This is a genomic window from Streptomyces sp. 1-11 (assembly GCF_007176755.1).
Lineage (GTDB): Bacteria > Actinomycetota > Actinomycetes > Streptomycetales > Streptomycetaceae > Streptomyces.
Genome location: NZ_BJTV01000022.1, coordinates 36,475 through 57,733, shown reverse-complemented (window position 1 = coordinate 57,733; position 21,259 = coordinate 36,475). Strand labels below are relative to the sequence as shown.

Below are 21,259 nucleotides of genomic sequence, written 5' to 3'. Positions count from 1 at the left end.
GCAGGCACGCGCATGAGCACGCACCGGCGCAGGATCAGTGGCAGGAACAAGGCGATCGGCTCCGTGGTGGCCGCGGCCGTGGTCGGCGGCGGCGCCCTCCTGCTGACCGGTACGGCGAACGCGGCCGGGGTCGCCGCCGCCTACACGAGGACGAGCGACTGGTCGACGGGCTACACCGCGCAGTACGTCGTCACCAACAACAGCGGCCGGACAGAGAAGACCTGGACGCTGGAGTTCGACCTGCCCGCCGGGGCGAAGCTCGGCTCCCTGTGGAACGCGGAGTCCAGCGTCAGCGGGCAGCACGTCACCGTCAAACCCGCGAAGTGGGACACCGACGGCCTGGCCGTGGGCAAGTCGGTCACCATCGGCTTCGTGGTCAACGGCACGGGCGACCCGACCGGCTGCCGCGTCGACGACGCGCAGTGCTCCGTCGACGGCGGCGCCACCCCGGAGCCGAGCGGCCGCCCGACCCAGACCCGGACCCCGGTCCCCAGCGCCACGCCGAGCCAGAGCGCCACCCCCACCCGGAGCGCGACCCCGACCCCCTCGCAGAGCACCGGCACCGGCACCGGCACCACCGCCTCGGCCGGCTTCGCCCCCTACGTGGACACCTCCCTCTACCCGGCCTTCGACCTTCTCGCCGCGGCCGACGCGACGGGCGTGAAGAACTTCAACCTCGCCTTCGTCACCGACGGCGGCGGCTGCACCCCCAAGTGGGGCGGCGTCACCGACCTCACCGGCGACGCGGTGGCCGCGCAGATAGGCGCGCTGCGCGCGAAGGGCGGCGACGTCCGGGTCTCCTTCGGCGGGGCCTCCGGCTCGGAGCTGGCCACCACCTGCTCCTCGGCGGACGCGCTGGCGGCGGCCTACGGCAAGGCCGTGGACGCCTTCAAGCTGACCAAGGTCGACTTCGACGTCGAGGGCGGCGCGCTGCCCGACACCGCGGCCAACACCCGCCGGGCCCAGGCCATCGCCAAGCTCCAGGCCCAGCACCCGGGCCTCGACGTCTCCTTCACCCTGCCGGTGATGCCCGAAGGACTGACCCAGGACGGCGTGAACCTCCTGTCCAACGCCAAGTCCAACGGCGTGCGGATCAACACCGTCAACATCATGGCGATGGACTACGGCGCCTCCTACAGCGGCGACATGGGCACCTACGCCGAGCAGGCCGCCACCGCCACCCAGGCCCAGATCAAGGGCGTGCTGGGGCTGTCCGACTCCGCCGCGTGGAAGACGGTCGCGGTCACCCCGATGATCGGCGTCAACGACGTCTCCTCCGAGGTCTTCAAGGTGGACGACGCCACCCAGCTCGTGAACTTCGCCAAGTCCAAGGGCCTCGGCTGGCTCTCCATGTGGTCCGCGACCCGTGACAAGCAGTGCGACGGCGGCGCCAAGCCCACCGCCGACGCCACCTGCAGCTCCATCACCCAGGACCGGTTCGCCTTCGCCAAGGCGTTCGGCGCCCTCGGCTGACCGGCGCCATCGAGCCTCACGCGCACGCGGCACGACGCGGGCGCGGCACCCCCTATCCAGGTGCCGCGCCCGCGCCGCCCCCCACGACCGGACGGTGGGTCAGGTCACCGGCCGGTCGGCCAGGGCTCCGGACGGCGCCGTCAGGCCGCCGGCTCCACCGCCGCCGGCAGCGCACCCGCCCGGGCCACCTCGCCGTACCAGCGGGCGCTCGACTTCGGGGTGCGCTCCAGCGTCGAGTAGTCCACGTACACCGCGCCGAACCGCTTGTCGTAGCCGTACGCCCACTCGAAGTTGTCCAGCAGGGACCACAGGTAGTAGCCGCGGACGTCGGCGCCGTCGGCGATGGCCCGGCGGACCGCCGCCAGGTGGCCGTGCAGATAGGCGATGCGCTCGGGGTCGTGCACCCGGCCGTCGGCGTCGGGCTTGTCGTCGTAGGCCGCGCCGTTCTCCGTGATGTACAGCGGCAGGCCCGGCGCCTCGCGCGAGTAGCGCATGATCAGCTCGTGCAGCCCGGTCGGGTCGATCGTCCAGCCCATCTCGGTGCGCTCGCCCGGCGTCTGGTGGAACAGCACGTCGCCGGCGGCCGGCCAGGGGGAGTGCTCACTGGCGCCGTGACCGTCCGCCCGGGGGCCCGTGGCCCTGCCGTCCGCCGCCGAGACCAGGACCGGCGTGTAGTAGTTCAGGCCCAGCGCGTCCAGCGGCGTCCTGATCGTGCGGAGGTCGCCGTCGAGCACGAACGACCAGTCGGTGACCGGGGCGGTCTCGGCGAACAGGGTCTCCGGGTAGGCGCCGTGCAGGACCGGGCCGTGGAAGACGCCGTTGGCCAGGTTGTCGATCCGCCGGGCCGCCGCCAGATCGTCCGGGCTCTGCGAGAACGGGCGAACCACCTGGGAGTTGAGGCTGAGCGCGAGCTGGTGGCCGGCCGGCAGCACCGAGCGCAGGGCCGCCGTGCCCAGGCCGTGCGCCAGGTTGAGGTGGTGGGCCGCGCGCAGGGCGGCCGCCGGATCGGTGCGCCCGGGAGCGTGCACGCCCGAGCCGTAGCCCAGGAAGGCGCTGCACCACGGCTCGTTGAGGGTGATCCACTGCTCCACCCGGTCCCCGAGCGCCTCCCCGACCAGCCGCGCGTACTCGGCGAACCGGTGGGCGGTGTCCCGCTCCGGCCAGCCGCCCGCGTCCTCCAGCTCCTGGGGCAGGTCCCAGTGGTAGAGGGTGATCGCCGGCTTGATGCCGTGCGCCAGCAGCTCGTCCACCAGGCGGCGGTAGAAGTCCAGGCCCGCCTGGACCGCCGGGCCCCGGCCGGTCGGCTGCACCCGGGACCAGGAGACGGAGAAGCGGTAGGCGGTCAGGCCCAGCTCCGCCATCAGCGCCACGTCGTCGCGGTAGCGGTGGTAGTGGTCGACGGCGATGTCACCGGTCTCACCGCCCGCCGTCCTGCCGGGGGTGTGGCTGAAGGTGTCCCAGATGGAAGGGGTTCGGCCGTCCTCCCGTACCGCGCCCTCGATCTGGTAAGCGGAGGTGGCGGCACCCCAGAGGAAGGCAGGGGGGAAGGTCGCGGTCGGCAAGGGCTCTGTCATGGAAGGACTCCCCGGATCGGCTGCGACCCATTGTGCATGGGAGCGCTCCCACGGGGAAGCCCTTTCCCCTCCCGATACGCGTTCTCACAGCTTGGGAGGCGACTCCGGGCGCCGCACAAGGGCAGCCGGTGTGCGGCCGGGAGCCGTCCCGGCGCGCCGCCCGAGCGGCGCGCGCACGACCCTGGGCCGTCCCGGAGACCGTCCCGGTGCGGAGCCTGGGGAGGGCGGGGACCGCAGCTCGCGGCCGGCTCGTGGTGAAGCCCCCGCGCGGTTCCGGTTCGCGGCCCGCCACCGGTTCCGGTTCCCGGCCCGAGGCGGGTTCCGGTCACCGGCCGGACGGCGCGCCGTCGACGTCGCCGAGGCAGTCGCCGGGGTTGTCGCCGAGGCCGTCGCCGGCGCCGCTCAGGCGGACTCCCGTACGACCAGCCGGGTCGGCAGGACCACCTCGCGGCGGCCGGCCCGTCCGGCGATCTCGTCCAGCAGCAGGTCCGCCATCGCGCGCCCCATCTCCTCCATCGGCTGGCGGACGCTGGTCAGCGGCGGGTCGACGTGCCGCGCCACGATCGAGTCGTCGAAGCCGACGACGGCCACGTCGTCCGGCACCCGCCGGCCCGCGGCGCGCAGTTCCAGCACCGCCCCGGAGGCCATCACGTCGGAGGCCGCGAACACCGCGTCCAGGCCGGGGCGCCGCCGCAGCAGCTCCCGCATCGCCGCGCGCCCGCCCTCCTCGGTGAAGTCGCCCTGCTCGATCAGCTCCTCGTCCACCGTGACCCCGGCGGCCCGCAGCGCCTCCCGGTAGCCGTCGAGCCGGGTCCGGGCGGCGTCCATGTCCAGCGGCCCGGTGATGGTGGCGACGGTGTGCCGTCCCCTGTCCAGCAGGTGCCGGACCGCGCTCCGGGCCCCGCCGTCGTTGTCCGCGCGGACGTGGCCGAGCGGTTCCGGATCGCCCCGCCGCCCGGCCAGCACGGTGGGCACGGACAGCTCGTCCAGCAGATCCGGCAGGGTGTCGTCGCGGTGGACCGCCACCATCAGCACGCCGTCCACCCGTTGGGCGGTCAGGTACGAGGCCAGGCGCCGGTGCTTCCGCTCGTCGCGCGCGAGCACCAGCAGCAACTGCATGCCGGCACGGGTCAGCCGGGCGGAGGCGCCCCGGATGATGCCCGAGAAGTACGGCTCGGCGAACAACCGGCTCTCGGCCTCCGGTACGACCAGCGCCACGGCGTCCGTACGGCGCGTCGCCAGGGAGCGCGCGGCGCGGTTGGGGACGTAGCCGAGTTCGGCGATCGCCTTCTCCACCGCGGCCCTCGACCGGTCGCTGACCTTCGGGGAGCCGTTGAGCACCCGGGAAACCGTGCCACGGCCGACACCGGCCCGAGCGGCCACGGCGTTCAGCGTCGGGCGCCGGACGCCGAGTGCTTCCGGCGGCTGGGCGTGGCTCATCGTTCACCTTCCGGTGTGCGGCAGGGGGTTGCCTCATTGTGACCCAGCGTCTTCGCCGGCCGACCGCCCTGTCCGGGCCGTAAGCCGGGCATGAGCGAAGATCACCACTGTGACCAGCGTGAATCCGTCGGGCGACGGGCCGGTGTCCAGACTGCGACAGGGGATTTCGTGACACGTTCACGTGACGTACGGGACACGCTCAGGCAACAACGCTGTTTTCAAGTCTTGACACCCGACCCCCACAGCAAGGAGTCTTCCGGCATGCCGCGTGGGAGCGGTCCCACGGAGGGGTCCGGGGGGTCGGCCCGCGCGGGTCAAAGCACTGATGGCCTTTCCCTCTACCTCGCACGACACACCGTTGACCAGCGCCTTTGCACTGCACACCGCGTGCTGTGAGCCGGCCGCTGCTCGAACTCGAGAGGGCAGGTCCGGATCGCCGACCCTTGGCGGTCTGTTTCCTGGGGTCCCGTTTCCCACCGGAACAAGGAGTAGTGGAATGCGCATCACCGGTACCGACGGCGGAGGCGGTCGCCGTCGCAGAGCGGCGGCCCTCGCCACCACGGTTCTGACGGCATCGGCCCTGCTGCTGACGGGTTGCAGCACCGACGACGGCTCGGACGCCTCCGGGTCCGACGGCTCGATCACCCTCACCGTGGCCGACTTCGGGCAGTTCGGCTACAAGGAGGCCGATCTGTTCGCCAAGTACCACAAGCTCCACCCGAACATCACGGTGAAGGAAGAGGTCACCGCCAACGAGCAGGACTACTACCCCAAGCTCCTTCAGCAGCTGAACACGGGCAGCGGCCTCGGAGACGTCACCGGTGTCGAGGTCGGCCGCATCAAGGAGGTCGTCGACACCCAGGCGGACAAGTTCGCCGACCTGAGCAAGTCGATCGACGTGAAGAACTGGGTGTCCTGGAAGGAGTCGCAGGCCACCACGAAGGACGGCAAGGTCATAGGCGCCGGCACCGACATCGGCCCGATGTCGCTGTGCTACCGCCGCGACCTGTTCGAGAAGGCGGGCCTGCCCACCGACCGCGAGGACGTGGCCAAGGCCATCGCGGGCGGCTGGGAGGACTACCTGAAGCTCGGCGAGCAGTACAAGAAGAAGGCGCCGTCCGGCACCTACTTCATGGACTCCGCGAGCGCCATGTTCAACGCGGTCGTCAGCTCCTCGGACAAGCAGTACTACGACACCAGCGGCAAGCCGGTCTACAAGGACAGCGCCTCCGTGCAGCAGGGCTGGAACCTGGCCGCGGAGGCCGCGTCGAAGAAGCTGACCCACGGTCTGCCGCAGTTCACCGACGCCTGGACGGCGGCGCTGCGCAAGGGCAGCGTGGCCACGGTCGCCTGCCCGGCCTGGATGGCCGGCCAGATCTCCACCAACTCCGGTGACGCCTACAAGGGCAAGTGGGACATCTCCCGCGCGCCCGGCTCCACGGCGGCCAACTGGGGCGGCTCCTTCCTCGCGGTCCCGCAGAGCGGGAAGCACGTCAAGGAGGCCACCGAGCTGGTCAAGTGGCTGACGGCGCCCGAGCAGCAGGCCGCCGTGTTCAAGGCGATCGGCGTCTTCCCGTCCAACAAGGGCGCCTACGAGCTGGCCGACGTGAAGAGCGCGAAGCTCCCGTACTTCAACGACGCGCCGATCGGTCAGATCTACGCCGACGAGGCCAAGTCCATCCCGCAGGCGGTGCTCGGCCCGAAGGACGCCACGATCAAGGACACGATCTCGACGCAGATCAACAACATGGAGCAGCGGGGCACCAAGCCCGCCGACGCATGGAAGGCCGCGACCGAGACGATCGACAAGGCGATCGGCTGACGCGCGCCGGGGCGGGCCGGTCCCTCGGACCGCCCGCCCCGCGCCCGCGCGTCCGGCCGGGTGCCGCTCCGCCGGTGCCGTGACCGCGAGGGCCCACCGGTCGAGGCCGACGGGCGCCGTCGCGGCGCCACCGGTTCGGCGCCGCCCGACGTCCGGCGCCGACGGCGGCGGACCCGCTCGCGGGTCCAGCCACGGCACCGGCCGGGCCGCCCCACCGGCGAGGCACCGGCCGGGCCACCGCACCGGGCGAGGCACCGACCGGGCCGCCGCATCGGTGAGGCACCGGCCGGGCCCCCGCCCGTAGTGCGGGACCGGCCCGGTAGCCGCACCGGCGGACGGGCTCGGGCGGCCCGGCTCCGGGAAACCGGCGCCGACGGCCCGGACCCAGCGGGCCCGCTCCCGCGGACCCGACCCGGTGACCCGGTTCCGGTGAACCGGCCCCCGGCGAACCGGCCTCGGTGAACCGCCCTCGGTGAACCGGCCCCCGCGCACTGGGGTCGCCGGCCGGGATCCGGGACGCCGGGCCCTGGCTGCCGGGCCGGCCGGCTCGGTACCGTACCGGCCGCCGTGGCGCGCGGACGGGGGCCGGCGCGCGGTCCGAGTGGACGCCCAGCCCGCCCCGTATCCGGCCGTAACCCTGCAGACAAGGACTCCTCCGTGGCAACAGCAACCCCCACCCGGGGCGCGTACAGCCCGCCGCCCGGCGGTTCCGGCGCCGTGCCGAACGGCCCCCGCTCGTGGCGCAGCCGCCTGTGGCGCTTCGACGACCTGGCGTCGCCGTACGCCTACATCGCGCCCTTCTTCCTGATCTTCGGGGCCTTCGGGCTCTATCCGCTCCTCTACACCGGCTGGATCGCCCTGCACCGGGTCGAGATGACCAGCCTCGGCCAGTCCGAGTGGGTCGGCTGGGACAACTTCGCCAAGATCCTCCAGGACTCGGAGTTCTGGACCGCGGTCTTCAACACCTTCGTCATCGGCGTCATATCGACCGTGCCCCAGCTCCTGGTGGCGCTGGGCCTCGCCCACCTGCTCAACTACAAGCTGCGCGCCAGCACGTTCTGGCGGACCCTCATCCTCACCCCGTACGCCACCTCGGTGGCGACCGCGGCCCTGGTCTTCGCCCTGGTCTTCCGGGCGGACGGCGGCATCCTCAACTGGGTGCTGCACTTCGCCGGCATCGGCAACATCGACTGGGGCAACGGCCACTGGACGTCCAAGATCGCCATCTCGGTCATCGTGATCTGGCGCTGGACCGGCTACAACGCCCTGATCTACCTGGCGGCCATGCAGGCCGTGCCGACCGACCTGTACGAGGCCGCCTCGATCGACGGCGCGTCGCGGTGGCAGCAGTTCCGCAAGGTGACGATCCCCTCGCTGCGGCCGACGATCCTGTTCACCATCGTCATCTCGACCATCGGCTCCATGCAGCTGTTCGGTGAGCCGCTGCTGCTGCAGGGCGGCACGCTGGGGTCCTTCGGCGGCAGCGAGCACCAGTACGAAACCCTCAGCATCTACCTCTTCAACTACGGCTGGAAGCTGGGTCACCTGGGTCCGGCCGCCGCCGTGGCCTGGGCGATGCTCGTCCTGCTGCTGCTGATCGCCCTGATCAACTGGATCGTCGGCCGGTTCGTGCGCAAGAGCGCGGCCTGACGGGAGCGACTTCGATGACCACGACCAGTCCCATCAAGACCGCGGCCGACCTCACCCCGGCCGGCCCGCCCGCCACCGGCGCCCGCGCCCGCCTCAAGCTCGGCGCCGGCCAGCAGCTCAAGGGCGGCCCCTTCACCTACGTCGCCCTCGTCGTCGTCGGCCTGGGCTCGATCTTCCCGCTGTACTGGACCCTGGTGGCCGCCTCGCACGACCAGCAGCGGGTGCTGGACAGCCCGCCGCCGCTGCTGCCGGGCGGCAGACTGTGGAGCAACCTCCAGGCCGCCTGGGAGCAGGCCCACCTGGGCACGGCGATCGTCAACAGCGTCATCGTGGCCGGCTGCATCACCGTGGCGACGCTGTTCTTCTGCACGCTGGCCGGGTACGCCTTCGCCAAGATGCGCTTCCGCGGCCGCGGCTTCCTGATGACCGCCGTCATCGCCACCCTGACCATCCCGCCGCAGCTCAGCGTCGTCCCGCTGTTCATGATGATGTCGGACATCGGCTGGGGCGGGAAGCTGGAGTCGGTGATCTTCCCGACCCTGGTCGGCGCCTTCGGCGTCTTCTTCATGCGCCAGTACCTGCTGGAGGCCCTGCCCTACGAGCTGGTCGAGGCGGCCAAGGTGGACGGCGCGACCAACTTCCGCATCGTGTGGAGCGTGGTCCTGCCCGTGGCCCGGCCCGCCATGATGGTGCTCGGGATGCTCACCTTCGTGCAGGCGTGGAACGACTTCTTCTGGCCCTTCCTCGCCCTGAACCAGCAGAACCCCACCATCCAGGTGGCGCTCGGCCAGCTCAGCGCGTCCTACACCCCCGACCAGAGCATCGTCATGGCCGGTGCGCTGATCAGCACGCTGCCGCTGCTGCTGGTCTTCGTGATCTTCGGCAAGCAGATCGTCGGGGGCATCATGTCGGGCGCCGTCAAGGGCTGACGGCACAGCCGTCCCGGGCAGCAGACCGACCTTTCCACACGCCACTTTGGGAGCGCTCTCACCATGACCGCTGTACGACCCGAGCCGACGACCCGGCCGGCCGCGGACCTCTCCTTCCCGCCCGGTTTCGTCTGGGGCACGGCCACCGCCGCCTACCAGGTCGAGGGCGCGGCCGCCGAGGACGGACGCACGCCCTCCATCTGGGACACCTTCAGCCACACGCCCGGCAAGGTGCGCAACGGCGACACCGGCGACATCGCCGCCGACCACTACCACCGGTACCGCGACGACGTGGCGCTGATGAAGGACCTCGGCCTCAAGGCGTACCGGTTCTCCGTCTCCTGGTCCCGGGTGCAGCCCACCGGACGGGGTCCGGCCGTCGAGCGCGGCCTGGACTTCTACCGCCGCCTCACCGACGAGCTGCTCGAGGCCGGCATCACCCCCGTGGCCACCCTCTACCACTGGGACCTGCCCCAGGAGCTGGAGGACGCGGGCGGCTGGCCGCAGCGGGACACCGCGCACCGCTTCGCCGAGTACGCCGAGGCGGTGGGCCGGGCCCTCGGGGACCGCGTCGGAGTGTGGACCACGCTCAACGAACCGTGGTGCTCGGCCTTCCTCGGCTACGGCTCCGGCGTGCACGCCCCCGGCCGCACCGACCCGGCCGCCACGCTGCGCGCCGCCCACCACCTCAACCTGGCGCACGGCCGGGCGGTCGGGGCGCTGCGCTCGGTCCTGCCCGGCTCCGCGCAGCTGTCCATCACCCTCAACCTGCACCAGGTGCGCCCGCTCACGGACGCCCCCGGCGACGTGGAGGCGGCCCGCCGCATCGACGCGGTCGGCAACCGGATCTTCACCGGCCCGATCCTCGACGGCGCCTACCCCGAGGACCTGCTCGCGGACACCGCCCGCATCGTCGACTGGGACGAGCTGGTGCACGCCGGGGACCTCGCCGAGATCTCCCGCCCGATCGACGTGCTCGGCGTCAACTACTACTCGCCGACCGTCGTCTCGCTGCCCGCCGACGGCGCCGGCGCCACCAAGAACGACGGCCACGGCGCCAGCGACCACTCGCCGTGGACGGGCGCCGAGGACGTCTCCTTCCACCTCGCCAACGACGAGCTGACGGCGATGAACTGGGCCATCGACGCCAACGGGCTGCACACCCTGCTGACCGGCACGGCGGCGGCGCACCCCGGGCTGCCCCTGATGGTCACCGAGAACGGCGCGGCCTTCGACGACTACGTCTCGCCCGAGGGGAAGGTGAACGACCCGCAGCGGATCGCCTACCTCCGAGGTCACCTGGAGGCGGTCCGGCGGGCCATCGCCGACGGCGTCGACGTGCGGGGCTACTTCCTGTGGTCGCTGCTGGACAACTTCGAGTGGTCCTACGGCTACTCCAAGCGGTTCGGCACCGTCTACGTCGACTACGGCACCCAGCGCCGCATCCCCAAGGCCAGCGCCCACTGGTACGCCGACGTCATCCGCCGCAACGCGCTGCCGGACGCCGACCCGCGGGTGTGACGTCCGCCCACGGCCGGGCCGGGGGAGCCGCCGCGACGGCGGCGGCGCCCCGGCGCCGCCGCGGCCGGCCCGCCCGCGCCCGCCGGGGCCGGGCTCCGCGGGCGCCGCGGGCGCGGGATGATGAGAGCGGGTGCTGTGGGATCTCGGTTACATTCCTGGCCGGACGGTAGCGGACAATCCCCCGGCCGGTCGGTTGTGAGCGGGAGGCGGAGACCATGCCAGTCAACGGAGAGCGGAGCCGGAGCAGTCGGCGGCCGACGCTGGAAGAGGTCGCCGCGCGTGCCGGTGTCGGCCGGGGCACGGTCTCACGGGTGATCAACGGCTCGCCCCGGGTGAGCGAGGCGACCCGCGCCGCCGTGGAGGCGGCCGTGGCGGAACTCGGCTACGTGCCCAACACCGCCGCGCGGGCCCTCGCGGCCAACCGCACCGACGCCATCGCGCTGGTGGTGCCGGAGCCGGAGACCCGCTTCTTCTCTGAGCCGTACTTCTCGGACATGCTGCGCGGTGTCGGCGCCGAACTCTCCGACAGCGAGATGCAGTTGCTGCTGATCTTCGCGGGCAGCGACCGGGAGCGGCAGCGGCTCGCGCAGTACCTGGCCGCCCACCGCGTCGACGGGGTCTTGCTGGTCTCCGTGCACGCCGACGACCCGCTGCCGGACATGCTCTCGCAGCTCGAGATCCCCGCGGTGATCAGCGGCCCCCGCTCGGCCGCCGAGACGCTGACCTCGGTGGACTCGGACAACTACGGCGGCGCCCGGTCCGCGGTGGAGCACCTGTTCTCCCGGGGCCGCCGCCGGATCGCCCACATCACCGGCCGCCTCGACGTCTACGGAGCCCAGCGCCGTGTCGACGGCTACCGCGACGCCCTGAGCGACGCGGGCCTGGCCGTGGACGAGGGCCTGATCGAGCCCGGCGACTTCACCGACGAGGGCGGCCGGCGCGCCATGACGACGCTGCTGGAGCGCCACCCCGACCTGGACGCGGTCTTCGCCGGCTCCGACGTCATGGCGGCGGGCGCCCGGCAGGTGCTGCGCGAGGCCGGCCGCAGCGTGCCCGGCGACGTGGCCCTGGTCGGCTACGACGACTCGGCCGTCGCCCGGCACATGGACCCGCCGCTGACCAGCGTCCGGCAACCGATCGAGGAGATGGGCCGCGCCATGATCGACCTGCTCCTCGCCGAGATCGCCGGCCGCCGCCCGGCGCCCTCCCGGGACCCGCGCCGACAGCATGCGGTCCTGCCCACGGAACTGGTGGAGCGGGCCTCGTCCTGATGTCCCGGCCCTCCGGGTGGCGGGCGACGCCGGTCATCCGCCACCCGGAGGGCGCACCGGGCGGGGTGGCGGGGACGGAGCGTGGACCCCGCGCAGAAACGAATCAGCCGGTGACCCGATCTCTCGATCAAGTCACCGGCTGACTACACAGGGTGAGTGACGGGACTCGAACCCGCGGCATCCTGGACCACAACCAGGTGCTCTACCAGCTGAGCTACACCCACCATGACCGGTGGTTCGGGGAGTTCATTCCCCGACCGGCCGAGAAGAAGTCTACAGGGTCCGAAGGGGTGCTCGCGCACGGGTTTCGCGCGCGTCCCGGCCGGACCCCCGGGCGCCGGTCCCGCGGTCCTACCGCGCCGGCAGGACGTGCTTGGCGGCGATCGCCTTCGCGGTGTCCGAGTCCGGTCCGGGCTGCGGGACGAAGATGGCCTCGCGGTAGTAGCGCAGCTCGGCGATCGACTCGCGGATGTCGGCGAGGGCGCGGTGGTTGCCGTTCTTCTCGGGGCTGTTGAAGTAGGCCCGGGGGTACCAGCGGCGGGCCAGCTCCTTGACCGAGGAGACGTCGACGATGCGGTAGTGGAGGTAGTCCTCCAGGGTGGGCATGTCGCGCAGCAGGAAGCCGCGGTCGGTGCCGACGGAGTTGCCGCACAGCGGGGCCTTGCCGGGCTCCTTGACGTGCTCGCGGACGTAGGCGAGGACCTGCGCCTCGGCGTCGGCCAGCGTGGTGCCGCCGGCCAGCTCCTCCAGCAGCCCGGACGCGGTGTGCATCTCGCGCACCACCTCCGGCATCGTCTCCAGGGCCGAGTCCGGCGGGCGGATGACGATGTCCACCCCCTCGCCGAGCACGTTCAGCTCGGAGTCGGTGACGAGGGCGGCCACCTCGATGAGCGCGTCGTCGGACAGCGAGAGGCCGGTCATCTCGCAGTCGATCCACACCATGCGATCGTTCATGAGTCTCACCTTACGGCGCGGCGCCCCGGGCCGGACCGGGCGTGCGGCGACCTTGTCGGTGTGCACGCAGAAGAACGACGGCGGAAGAGGGACGGAGCCGCAGCTCCGTCCCTCCCTTCGCGTCCTGCGCTCAGCTCCCGCTGCGCGGCCCCGGCAGCAGGCTCACCGCGCCCGCGGCCTGCCGGCGGCTCTGCATCGGCACCCCGCTCTCACGGTCCGGGTGCAGCACCGGCGACGGGTGGCCGACCGGCCCGGGGCCGGACAGGCCGGGCACGCCCGGTCCTGGCTGCACCGGCAGGTCCGCCTCGCCCTGCCGCTCGGCCTGCGGCCGGCGGGCCCGGTAGGCCGCGCGGTAGGCGGCCGGGGACGAGCCGAGCTGGCGGCGGAAGTGCCCGCGCAGCGCGACCGGGGAGCGGAAGCCGCAGCGGCCCGCCACCTCGTCCACGGAGTAGTCCGAAGTCTCCAGCAGCCGCTGCGCCTGCAGCACCCGCTGGGTGATCAGCCACTGCAGCGGCGCGCTGCCGGTGAGCGAGCGGAACCGGCGGTCGAACGTACGGCGGCTCATGTAGGCGCGTGCCGCCAGGGTCTCCACGTCGAACTGCTCGTGGAGGTGTTCCAGCGCCCAGGCGACGACCTCGGCGAGCGGGTCGGCGCCGATCTCCTCCGGTAAAGACCTGTCGAGGTAGCGCTCCTGGCCGCCCGAGCGGCGCGGCGGGACCACCAGGCGCCGGGCGAGCGCGCCGGCCGCCTCGTTGCCGTGGTCCGTGCGCACGATGTGCAGACAGAGATCGATTCCGGCCGCCGTGCCCGCCGACGTCAGGACGTCGCCGTCGTCGACGAACAGCTCTCTCGGATCCACGTGCACCGACGGATAGCGCTTGGCCAGCGTCGGCGCGTACATCCAGTGGGTGGTCGCCGGCCGGCCGTCCAGCAGGCCGGCCGCCGCGAGGACGAACGCGCCCGTGCACAGCCCGACGATGCGGGCGCCCTCCTCGTGCGCCCGGCGCAGTGCGTCGAGCGCCTCCTCCGGCGGCGGCGAGGTGATCGAACGCCAGGCCGGCACGACGACCGTCCCGGCCCGCGAGATCGCCTCCAGCCCATGTGGTGCGGTGAGTTCCAGGCCCCCCGTGGTCCGCAGCGGGCCCTCCTCGCCGGCGCTCACCAGCAGTCGGTAGCGCGGCACTCCGGCGTCCTGGCGGTCGATCCCGAACACCGAAAGCGGTATGGAACTCTCGAAGATGGGGCCGCCGCTGAACAGCAGCACCGCGACGATCTCCTTGCGGCGGCGCCCGGACAGTTTCCGGCCCGCGGCTTCCGGCGCGGCAGTGGAGTCGTGGCTCATCCTGCTAAGCCCCCCTCGGTGGTCGCGGCTCCTCGGTTGTGTCGCTCCTGCACGTTTCCCCTCGGTCCTGCACGAGTCCCCCGCCGTAAGACAGTCAAGATCGAATCTACTGGCTACCGCGGTCTGACGGTGGCCAGTTCGACACGCCGGACATTGTCGACATGACAACTTGGCGTGAAGCATTCGATCACGAAGCGTTGCACTCGTGGGGCGTGCAGGGAAGTGCGCCTTGTCGCAGTGGCCAAACCGCGTAGGGTGCGAGGGCCGGCCCGGACCCTTTCCGTGCAGGTGGAACGGGGGTTGGGGGGTGGTCGGGCCCCCTCCTGGGCGGTATCCGGAAGTTGGCCGAAAAGAAGCGCTCCAGGGTACGGAAACCGGTCAGTCGACCGGTGTCTCTCCTCTACTGTGACGCCCGCCTCTTTGCGCGGCGCAACGTTCGGACCGCCGCAGCAGCACCCGGCAGGCGGCCGTGACGGCGGCCAGCCCGAAGGCGGTGCCGGCCGCGCCCGCGAGCGAGGCGCCGTACCAGAGGAGGACCACGGGGACGAGGACGCAGCTGAAGGCCGCCCAGCGGATCACGTCGCTCGTGGTGTCCGGCGTGGGACGCGGGTCGGTGGTGGATCTCGGTCCGGGCAACTCGTACTCCCTGGGGCGGTGGCTCTCGGGGATCAACGCCCGTTCGATCCGTCGGTCACCGGCCGCTGCTCCGTTCATGCTGTGCAAACCGCCTGTACGAGGCAGCAACCATTGCGTTACGGGCGTGGCTCGTGCATGCTCCGGGGAACCCCCACGGACATCCGGGGGCCTCGCTTACGGAGCGTGCGCGGGAAATGCGCAGAGGAGGCTTGCCGCCGTACCCTTGGGGGTATGGGGTTGGGAAGACGAATCCCGGACACAGCTCCGCCGCTCGATGTCACTCCCGTCCACACAAGGATCTCTACGCCGAGACAGTCATGGCCGGTCACGAATTCTTCGAACCCGCGGACCGCAAGCGGCCCGTCGCCGATCCCACGGCGGCCGATCCCCTGGCGGCGCCAGAGCCACGCCCGCCCTGCGACCCCGCCTTCCTGCACGGTGTGGTCGTCGGCTTCGACGGCTCGACCTCCAGTGAGCGCGCCCTCGCCTACGCGATCGGCATGGCCCACCGCTCCGGCTCGGGCCTGATCATCGTCCACGTGGCCAACCGGCTGCCCACCACGGTGTGGGCCGGCTGCGAGCCGCCCGTGTTCGTGGACGTCCCGGACCACCGCACCGAGGTGCTCGGTCTCGAACTGGCCTGCGCGGACTACCTGGCCGAGGTGCCCTGGATCCTGGTCGAGCGCGGCGGCGACATCTGCCACGAACTCGAAGAGGTGGGGCGGGAGTACGAGGCCGACGCGATCGTGGTCGGCACCACCCACGGCATCGTGGGCCGGATCTTCGGCTCGGTGGCCGGGCGGCTCGCCCGGCGGGCGAAGCGGCCGGTCATCGTCATCCCCTGACGCCCGCCCGTCGCCGACGCTCCGTCAACTTCCTCCGTACAGCGCGAAACTACTCGCGCGTACAGGTATTTGTGCTCTTGTGAAGGGCATACATCGGTCATCACACCGAGGCGTGCCGCGGGCCGGCGGGTGACGGCCGCCGGCCGAGCACACAGCGGCACGAGAACGGACCCCCGCGTACGAGGTGGCAACGCGGGGGTCCGATTTCTGCGCCGTCGGGCGGGGAGCGGCTACTCCACCGTCACCGACTTGGCGAGGTTCCTCGGCTTGTCGATGTCCCGGCCCAGCGCCTTCGCCGTGTGGTAGGCGAGGAGCTGGAGCGGGATGCCCAGCAGGATCGGGTCCAGCTCGTCCTCGTTCTTCGGGACGACGATCGTCCGGTCGGCCTTCTCCTGCTCCCGGTGCGCCACCGCGAGGATCTTGCCGCTGCGGGCCTTGATCTCCTCCAGGGCCGCGCGGTTCTTCTCCAGCAGGTCGTCGTCGGGGACGATGGCGACCGTCGGCAGGGCCGGCTCGATGAGGGCCAGCGGGCCGTGCTTCAGCTCGGAGGCGGGGTAGGCCTCGGCGTGGATGTAGGAGACCTCCTTGAGCTTCAGGGAGGCCTCGCGGGCCACCGGGTAGCCCCGGACGCGGCCGATGAAGAGCATGGAGCGGGCATCGGCGTAGCTCTCCGCGAGCTGCCTGATGTCCTCCTCCTGCTTGAGGATCTCGGTGATCTGCTCCGGCAGCCGGCGCAGGCCCTCGATGATCCGCTTGCCGTCGCGGACCGAGAGGTCACGGGTGCGGCCGAGGTGCAGGGCGAGCAGGGCGAAGGCGACCGTGGTGTTGGTGAAGCACTTCGTGGAGACGACGCAGACCTCGGGGCCGGCGTGCACGTAGATGCCGCCGTCGGCCTCGCGGGCGATCGCGGAGCCCACCACGTTGACCACGCCGAGCACCCGGGCGCCCTTGCGCTTCAGCTCCTGCACGGCGGCGAGCACGTCGTACGTCTCACCGGACTGCGAGACGGCGACGTACAGCGTGTCGGGGTCCACGACCGCGTTGCGGTAGCGGAACTCGGAGGCCGGCTCGGCGTCGGCGGGGATGCGGGCCAGCTCCTCGATCATCTGGGCGCCGATCATGCCCGCGTGGTACGAGGTGCCGCAGCCGAGGATCTTCACCCGGCGGATCCGGCGCGCCTCGCGGGCGTCCAGGTTGAGGCCGCCCAGGTGCACGGTGGAGAACCGCTCGTCGATGCGGCCGCGCAGCACCCGGTCCACGGCGTCGGCCTGCTCGTGGATCTCCTTGTGCATGTAGGTGTCGTGGCCGCCCATGTCGTACGACGCCGCCTCCCACTCCACGGTGGTGGGCTCGGCGCTGGTGCGGGTGCCCTCCGTGGTGTAGGTGCGGAAGTCGTCGGCCTTGAGGGTGGCCATCTCGCCGTCGTCCAGCGTGACGATCTGCCGGGTGTGGGCGACCAGGGCGGCGATGTCCGACGCGACGAACATCTCCTTCTCGCCGATGCCGAGGACCACCGGGGAGCCGTTGCGGGCCACCACGATGCGGTCGTTGAAGTCGGCGTGCATCACGGCGATGCCGTACGTGCCCTCGACCAGCCGCAGGGTCTCGCGGACCTTGTCCTCCAGCTTCTCGGCCGTGGAACGGGCGATGAGGTGGGTGAGGACCTCGGTGTCGGTCTCGGAGAGGAACTCGACGCCGTCCGCCTCCAGCTTGCGGCGCAGGTCGGCGGCGTTGTCGATGATGCCGTTGTGCACGACGGCGACCTTGCTGTCGGCCGACATGTGCGGGTGGGCGTTCACGTCGGACGGGGCGCCGTGGGTGGCCCAGCGGGTGTGCGCTATGCCGGTGGTGCCCTTGAAGCGCGCCGGCACCTTGGCCTCCAGGTCGCGCACCCGGCCCTTGGCCTTGACCATCTTCAGTCCGGCCGTCTTCGGGGATGTGACGACGATGCCCGCCGAGTCGTAGCCGCGGTACTCCAGGCGCTGCAGACCCTCCAGGAGCAGCGGAGCCACGTCACGCTTGCCGATGTATCCGACAATTCCGCACATGTATAGGTATCTCTCAGTCTGGCGTCTCAGCCGTAGACCATGCGGCGCAGCTGCCTGAGCGTCAGCTCCGGCGGCGCCACCGCCCGGTATCTCAGGTCCGCCTCGATCCGGTCGAAGATCGCCGTGTTCGTCAGGCCCTGGGCCTGCAGCTCGCGGTGGCGGCGACGGACGTAGTCCTGCGTCGTCTCGTCGAAGTAGGCGAGCACGTCCTGCACCACCCGCAGCGCCTCGCCCCTGCTGAGGGGCGTGGAGCGCGTCAGGTGATCGACAAGTTCCTCGTGCACCCGGTAGATCCTGAGGTAAGAGCGCGAGTTTCGCAAGAATCCTGCCCGATTCCGGGCAGAGGACTGTTGGAAGTCTTATGGGGCTCTGTTTGCGGGCCGTCCATCCGGCGTCCTGCGCCTCGTTGCCGAAGGGGACGAGTTTCAGACGTCATGGACATTCCTCGTATGGGAGTACCCGAGAAGCTGGCCGCGCGCATGAGCATGGCCGAACAGCACGAGTACCTGCGCTCCAGGTTCTCCCGGCGCAACCTGATCAGGGGCGGCGCCGTCACCCTGGGCGCCGTCACCGGCGGCGCGTTCGTGACGGGCGCCACCGCCCAGGCCACCGTCCCCACCCGGCGCACCGCGCCCGCGGCCGGGCAGGTCGACGGCTCGCTGGTCGCCCCCTTCGGCCGCCACCTCGCCTGGGGCAACGACCCGCGCACCGAGGTCAGCGTCTCCTGGCAGGTCCCGGTCGCGGTGAAGAAGCCCTTCATCCGCGTCGGCGCCCACCCGTGGGACCTCTCCCGGCGGATCGACGCCGAGGTCCGCACCCTGTACACCCCGGCCGGCGTCGGCGCGAGCGGCGACCACACCCAGTACTACCTGCACGCCAAGCTCACCCACCTGCGCCCCGGCCGGACCTACTACTACGGCGTCGGCCACCAGGGCTTCGACCCGGCCGAGCCCCATCTGCTGGGCACCCTGGGCACCTTCACCACGGCCCCCGCCCACAAGGCCCCCTTCACCTTCACCGCCTTCGGCGACGAGGGCGTCGGCTACCACGGCCTGGCCAACAACGCCCTGATCCTCGGCCAGAACCCGGCCTTCCACCTGCACGCCGGCGACATCGCCTACGGCGACCCGGCCGGCCAGGGCAAGACCGCCGACACCGGCTTCGACTCGCGCACCTGGGACCAGTTCCTGCACCAGACCGAGTCGGTCGCCAAGCAGGTCCCCTGGATGCCCGCCTACGGCAACCACGACATGGAGGCCTGGTACTCGCCCAACGGCTACGGCGGCGAGGAGGCGCGCTGGACGCTCCCGGACAACGGCCCGGACCGCCGGAACCTGCCCGGCGTCTACTCCTTCGTCTACGGCAACACCGCGGTCATCTCGCTCGACGCCAACGACATCTCCTTCGAGATCCCGGCGAACCTGGGCATCTCGGGCGGAACGCAGACCACCTGGCTGGAGACCCAGCTCAAGAGGTACCGCGCCGCCGAGGACGTGGACTTCATCGTCGTCTTCTTCCACCACTGCGCCTACTGCACCTCCACCGCGCACGCCTCGGAGGGCGGTGTCCGCCAGGAGTGGGTGCCGCTGTTCGAGAAGTACACCGTGGACCTGGTCATCAACGGCCACAACCACCAGTACGAGCGCACCGACGTCATCAAGGCCGGCGAGGTCACCAGGAAGCTGCCGATCGGCGGCACCGCCTACCCCGAGACGGACGGCGTGGTGTACGTCACGGCCGGCGCGGCGGGCCGCAGCCTGTACGCCTTCTCCGCCCCCGACTCCTACGAGGGCAACGAGCACGAGGTGGACTCGGTCGCCTCCTTCGTCAACACCAAGGAGGGCAAGCGGAACGAGACGGTCACCTGGTCCCGGGTGCGCTACCTCGACTACTCCTTCCTGCGCGTGGACGTCACGCCCGCGGCGAAGGGCCGCCGGGCCACGCTGACGGTGTCGGGCATCGCCGAGACCGGCGCGCGCATCGACCACTTCACGGTGGCCCGCACGGCGAAGTAGGGCGGCCGGCCCGCCGCCGTTGGTCCGAACGCCGTCCCGCGGGGATGATGTGCGCGCGGCGGGGACTGATCCGGCGGATCTGCGGGAGAGTGGTCTTCACCACTCGTGAAGGGAGCGCATGTGAGACGGCATCACCGCACGACTCCCCGGCTGACCCGCGTCCTCGGATCGCTGCTGCTCGTCGCGGCGGCCGGCGCGACCACCGCCGGCGCGGCCCCGGCGCCATCGGCCGCGGCGCCGACCCCGCTGGCCCGGGTGGTCCCGGCGCCCGCCCAGGCACAGCCCGGCGGGCGCCCGTACCGCGTCACCTGGGCCACCGGCGTCCGGGTGGACGGCTCGGCCGAGGTCCGCCGGATCGGCGAGTACCTCGCCGGCATCCTGCGCCCGTCCACCGGTTACCGCGTGCCGGTCACCGAGCAGGGCAGCGGCGGCATCCGACTCCACCTCGCCGACGACGGGTTCGGCGCCGAGGGGTACCGGCTGACCAGCGGACCCGCCGGCGTCACCATCACCGCAGGCGCCCCCGCCGGCCTCTTCCACGGCGTCCAGACGCTGCGTCAGCTCCTCCCGGCGTCCGTGGAGCGCCGCAGCGTCCAGCCCGGCCCGTGGCGGATCGCCGGCGGCACCGTCGAGGACCGCCCGCGCTACGCGTACCGCGGCGCCATGCTGGACGTCGCCCGGCACTTCTTCACCGTCGGTCAGGTCAAGCGCTACATCGACCAGCTGGCCCTGTACAAGATCAACACCCTGCATCTGCACCTCAGCGACGACCAGGGCTGGCGGATCGCCGTCGACTCCTGGCCCCGCCTGACCACCTACGGCGGCTCCACCCAGGTCGGCGGCGGCAAGGGCGGCTACTTCACCAAGGCCGACTACCAGGAGATCGTCCGCTACGCCGCCTCCCGCTACCTGGAGGTGGTGCCCGAGATCGACATGCCGGGCCACACCAACGCGGCCCTCGCCTCCTACGCGCAGCTCAACTGCGACGGCACCGCGCCCCCGCTGTACACCGGCACCCAGGTCGGCTTCAGCTCGCTGTGCGTGCCCAAGCAGGTGACGTACGACTTCGTGGACGACGTGATCCGCGAACTGGCCGCGCTCACCCCCGGCCGCTACCTGCACATCGGCGGCGACGAGGCGCACTCCACCAGCCACGCCGACTACGTGAAGTTCGTCGACCGGGTGCAGCCGGTCGTCGCCAAGTACGGCAAGACGGTCATCGGCTGGCACCAGCTCACCGGCGCCACCCCCGCCAAGGGCGCCCTCGCCCAGTACTGGGGCGTGGAAGGCACCAGCGCGACGGAGAAGGCCCAGGTGGCGAAGGCCGCCCAGAACGGCACCGGGCTGATCCTCTCCCCGGCCGACCGGGTCTACCTCGACATGAAGTACACCGCGAGCACGCGGCTGGGCACCAAGTGGGCGGGCCTGGTGGAGGTGCGGCGCTCCTACGACTGGAACCCCGGCAGCTATCTGCCGGGCGCGCCGGCCTCGGCCGTCCGGGGCGTCGAGGCGCCGCTGTGGTCGGAGACCCTCACCAAGTCCTCCGACATCGAGTACATGGCCTTCCCGCGCCTGCCCGGAGCGGCGGAGCTCGGCTGGTCCCCGGCGGCCACCCACGACTGGGACGCCTACAAGGTCCGGCTCGCGGCCCAGGCCCCGCGCTGGGACGCCCTCGGGATGAGCTACTACAAGTCGCCGCAGGTCCCCTGGCCGGCGGGCTGAGCACAGCACGACGGGCG

Annotated in this window: 16 protein-coding genes and 1 tRNA gene; 9 read left to right on the top strand and 8 right to left on the bottom strand. The window is 71.8% G+C overall.

Going from position 1 to position 21,259, the window contains the following annotated elements; translation table 11 throughout:
- Positions 1-12: 12 nt before the first annotated feature.
- Positions 13-1,473 carry a cellulose binding domain-containing protein gene (locus TNCT1_RS32395; protein ID WP_143639300.1) on the top strand — a complete coding sequence of 487 codons (1,461 nt, stop codon included), beginning with the start codon at positions 13-15 and terminating at the stop codon, positions 1,471-1,473.
- A gap of 140 nt (positions 1,474-1,613) precedes the next feature.
- Here the strand turns inward: TNCT1_RS32395 and TNCT1_RS32390 are convergent, their stop codons facing one another.
- Both TNCT1_RS32390 and TNCT1_RS32385 read right to left on the bottom strand, forming a co-directional pair.
- The gene (locus tag TNCT1_RS32390) at positions 1,614-3,047 is read right to left on the bottom strand and encodes a GH1 family beta-glucosidase (RefSeq protein ID WP_143639289.1); all 1,434 of its coding nucleotides are present in this window, start codon (positions 3,045-3,047) and stop codon (positions 1,614-1,616) included.
- Positions 3,048-3,449: 402 nt separating this feature from the next.
- The gene (locus TNCT1_RS32385) at positions 3,450-4,487 is read right to left on the bottom strand and encodes a LacI family DNA-binding transcriptional regulator (RefSeq protein ID WP_143639287.1); all 1,038 of its coding nucleotides are present in this window, start codon (positions 4,485-4,487) and stop codon (positions 3,450-3,452) included.
- Positions 4,488-4,983: 496 nt separating this feature from the next.
- On the opposite strand from TNCT1_RS32385, the gene TNCT1_RS32380 reads away from it, so the two are divergent.
- The 5 genes from TNCT1_RS32380 (at position 4,984) to TNCT1_RS32360 (ending at position 11,680) form a co-directional block, all read left to right on the top strand.
- A complete protein-coding gene (locus TNCT1_RS32380; protein WP_143639285.1) occupies positions 4,984-6,309 on the top strand; it encodes an ABC transporter substrate-binding protein in 1,326 nt (441 codons plus the stop codon).
- A gap of 657 nt (positions 6,310-6,966) precedes the next feature.
- The gene (locus TNCT1_RS32375) at positions 6,967-7,959 is read left to right on the top strand and encodes a carbohydrate ABC transporter permease (RefSeq protein ID WP_143639283.1); all 993 of its coding nucleotides are present in this window, start codon (positions 6,967-6,969) and stop codon (positions 7,957-7,959) included.
- A gap of 14 nt (positions 7,960-7,973) precedes the next feature.
- On the top strand, positions 7,974-8,888 hold the full coding sequence (locus tag TNCT1_RS32370) for a carbohydrate ABC transporter permease (protein WP_143639281.1): 915 nt from the start codon (positions 7,974-7,976) through the stop codon (positions 8,886-8,888).
- 63 nt (positions 8,889-8,951) lie between these two features.
- Positions 8,952-10,409, top strand: coding sequence for a GH1 family beta-glucosidase (locus TNCT1_RS32365; protein WP_143639278.1), 1,458 nt, complete (start codon positions 8,952-8,954; stop codon positions 10,407-10,409).
- 215 nt (positions 10,410-10,624) lie between these two features.
- Positions 10,625-11,680: a LacI family DNA-binding transcriptional regulator gene (locus tag TNCT1_RS32360; RefSeq protein ID WP_143639276.1), complete on the top strand. Its 1,056-nt coding sequence runs from the start codon at positions 10,625-10,627 to the stop codon at positions 11,678-11,680.
- Between the two features lie 151 nt (positions 11,681-11,831).
- Here TNCT1_RS32360 and TNCT1_RS32355 read toward each other — a convergent pair.
- The 4 genes from TNCT1_RS32355 to TNCT1_RS32340 form a co-directional block, all read right to left on the bottom strand.
- Positions 11,832-11,904 (bottom strand) — tRNA-His (locus TNCT1_RS32355).
- Between the two features lie 127 nt (positions 11,905-12,031).
- Positions 12,032-12,634 (bottom strand): oligoribonuclease, encoded by a 603-nt coding sequence (gene orn / locus TNCT1_RS32350; RefSeq protein WP_143639274.1) that lies wholly within the window; start codon positions 12,632-12,634, stop codon positions 12,032-12,034.
- A gap of 130 nt (positions 12,635-12,764) precedes the next feature.
- Positions 12,765-13,976 (bottom strand): helix-turn-helix domain-containing protein, encoded by a 1,212-nt coding sequence (locus TNCT1_RS32345; RefSeq protein ID WP_143639272.1) that lies wholly within the window; start codon positions 13,974-13,976, stop codon positions 12,765-12,767.
- Between the two features lie 378 nt (positions 13,977-14,354).
- The gene (locus TNCT1_RS32340; protein WP_174266529.1) at positions 14,355-14,612 is read right to left on the bottom strand and encodes a hypothetical protein; all 258 of its coding nucleotides are present in this window, start codon (positions 14,610-14,612) and stop codon (positions 14,355-14,357) included.
- 317 nt (positions 14,613-14,929) lie between these two features.
- Here TNCT1_RS32340 and TNCT1_RS32335 point away from each other — a divergent pair, with 317 nt between their 5' ends.
- Complete coding sequence (locus TNCT1_RS32335; protein WP_143639270.1) at positions 14,930-15,457, top strand: universal stress protein; 528 nt, start codon at positions 14,930-14,932, stop codon at positions 15,455-15,457.
- A 230-nt stretch (positions 15,458-15,687) separates the two neighbouring features.
- Here TNCT1_RS32335 and glmS read toward each other — a convergent pair whose 3' ends face one another.
- Both glmS and TNCT1_RS32325 read right to left on the bottom strand, forming a co-directional pair.
- On the bottom strand, positions 15,688-17,505 hold the full coding sequence (glmS, locus tag TNCT1_RS32330) for a glutamine--fructose-6-phosphate transaminase (isomerizing) (RefSeq protein WP_143639268.1): 1,818 nt from the start codon (positions 17,503-17,505) through the stop codon (positions 15,688-15,690).
- A 26-nt stretch (positions 17,506-17,531) separates the two neighbouring features.
- On the bottom strand, positions 17,532-17,789 hold the full coding sequence (locus TNCT1_RS32325) for a hypothetical protein (RefSeq protein WP_143639265.1): 258 nt from the start codon (positions 17,787-17,789) through the stop codon (positions 17,532-17,534).
- Between the two features lie 165 nt (positions 17,790-17,954).
- Here TNCT1_RS32325 and TNCT1_RS32320 point away from each other — a divergent pair, with 165 nt between their 5' ends.
- Together TNCT1_RS32320 and TNCT1_RS32315 are read left to right on the top strand one after the other, a co-directional pair.
- Positions 17,955-19,520 carry a metallophosphoesterase family protein gene (locus TNCT1_RS32320; protein WP_174266528.1) on the top strand — a complete coding sequence of 522 codons (1,566 nt, stop codon included), beginning with the start codon at positions 17,955-17,957 and terminating at the stop codon, positions 19,518-19,520.
- 120 nt (positions 19,521-19,640) lie between these two features.
- A complete protein-coding gene (locus TNCT1_RS32315; RefSeq protein ID WP_143639261.1) occupies positions 19,641-21,242 on the top strand; it encodes a beta-N-acetylhexosaminidase in 1,602 nt (533 codons plus the stop codon).
- Positions 21,243-21,259 lie beyond the last annotated feature (17 nt).

Coding starts and splice junctions, on each gene's coding strand:
- TNCT1_RS32380 (WP_143639285.1), top strand. CDS start 4,984: ATGCGCATCACCGGTACCGACGGCGGAGGCGGTCGCCGTCGCAGAGCG.
- TNCT1_RS32365 (WP_143639278.1), top strand. CDS start 8,952: ATGACCGCTGTACGACCCGAGCCGACGACCCGGCCGGCCGCGGACCTC.
- TNCT1_RS32345 (WP_143639272.1), bottom strand. CDS start 13,976: ATGAGCCACGACTCCACTGCCGCGCCGGAAGCCGCGGGCCGGAAACTG.
- TNCT1_RS32370 (WP_143639281.1), top strand. CDS start 7,974: ATGACCACGACCAGTCCCATCAAGACCGCGGCCGACCTCACCCCGGCC.
- TNCT1_RS32320 (WP_174266528.1), top strand. CDS start 17,955: ATGGGAGTACCCGAGAAGCTGGCCGCGCGCATGAGCATGGCCGAACAG.
- TNCT1_RS32335 (WP_143639270.1), top strand. CDS start 14,930: ATGGCCGGTCACGAATTCTTCGAACCCGCGGACCGCAAGCGGCCCGTC.
- TNCT1_RS32395 (WP_143639300.1), top strand. CDS start 13: ATGAGCACGCACCGGCGCAGGATCAGTGGCAGGAACAAGGCGATCGGC.
- orn (WP_143639274.1), bottom strand. CDS start 12,634: ATGAACGATCGCATGGTGTGGATCGACTGCGAGATGACCGGCCTCTCG.
- glmS (WP_143639268.1), bottom strand. CDS start 17,505: ATGTGCGGAATTGTCGGATACATCGGCAAGCGTGACGTGGCTCCGCTG.
- TNCT1_RS32385 (WP_143639287.1), bottom strand. CDS start 4,487: ATGAGCCACGCCCAGCCGCCGGAAGCACTCGGCGTCCGGCGCCCGACG.
- TNCT1_RS32390 (WP_143639289.1), bottom strand. CDS start 3,047: ATGACAGAGCCCTTGCCGACCGCGACCTTCCCCCCTGCCTTCCTCTGG.
- TNCT1_RS32360 (WP_143639276.1), top strand. CDS start 10,625: ATGCCAGTCAACGGAGAGCGGAGCCGGAGCAGTCGGCGGCCGACGCTG.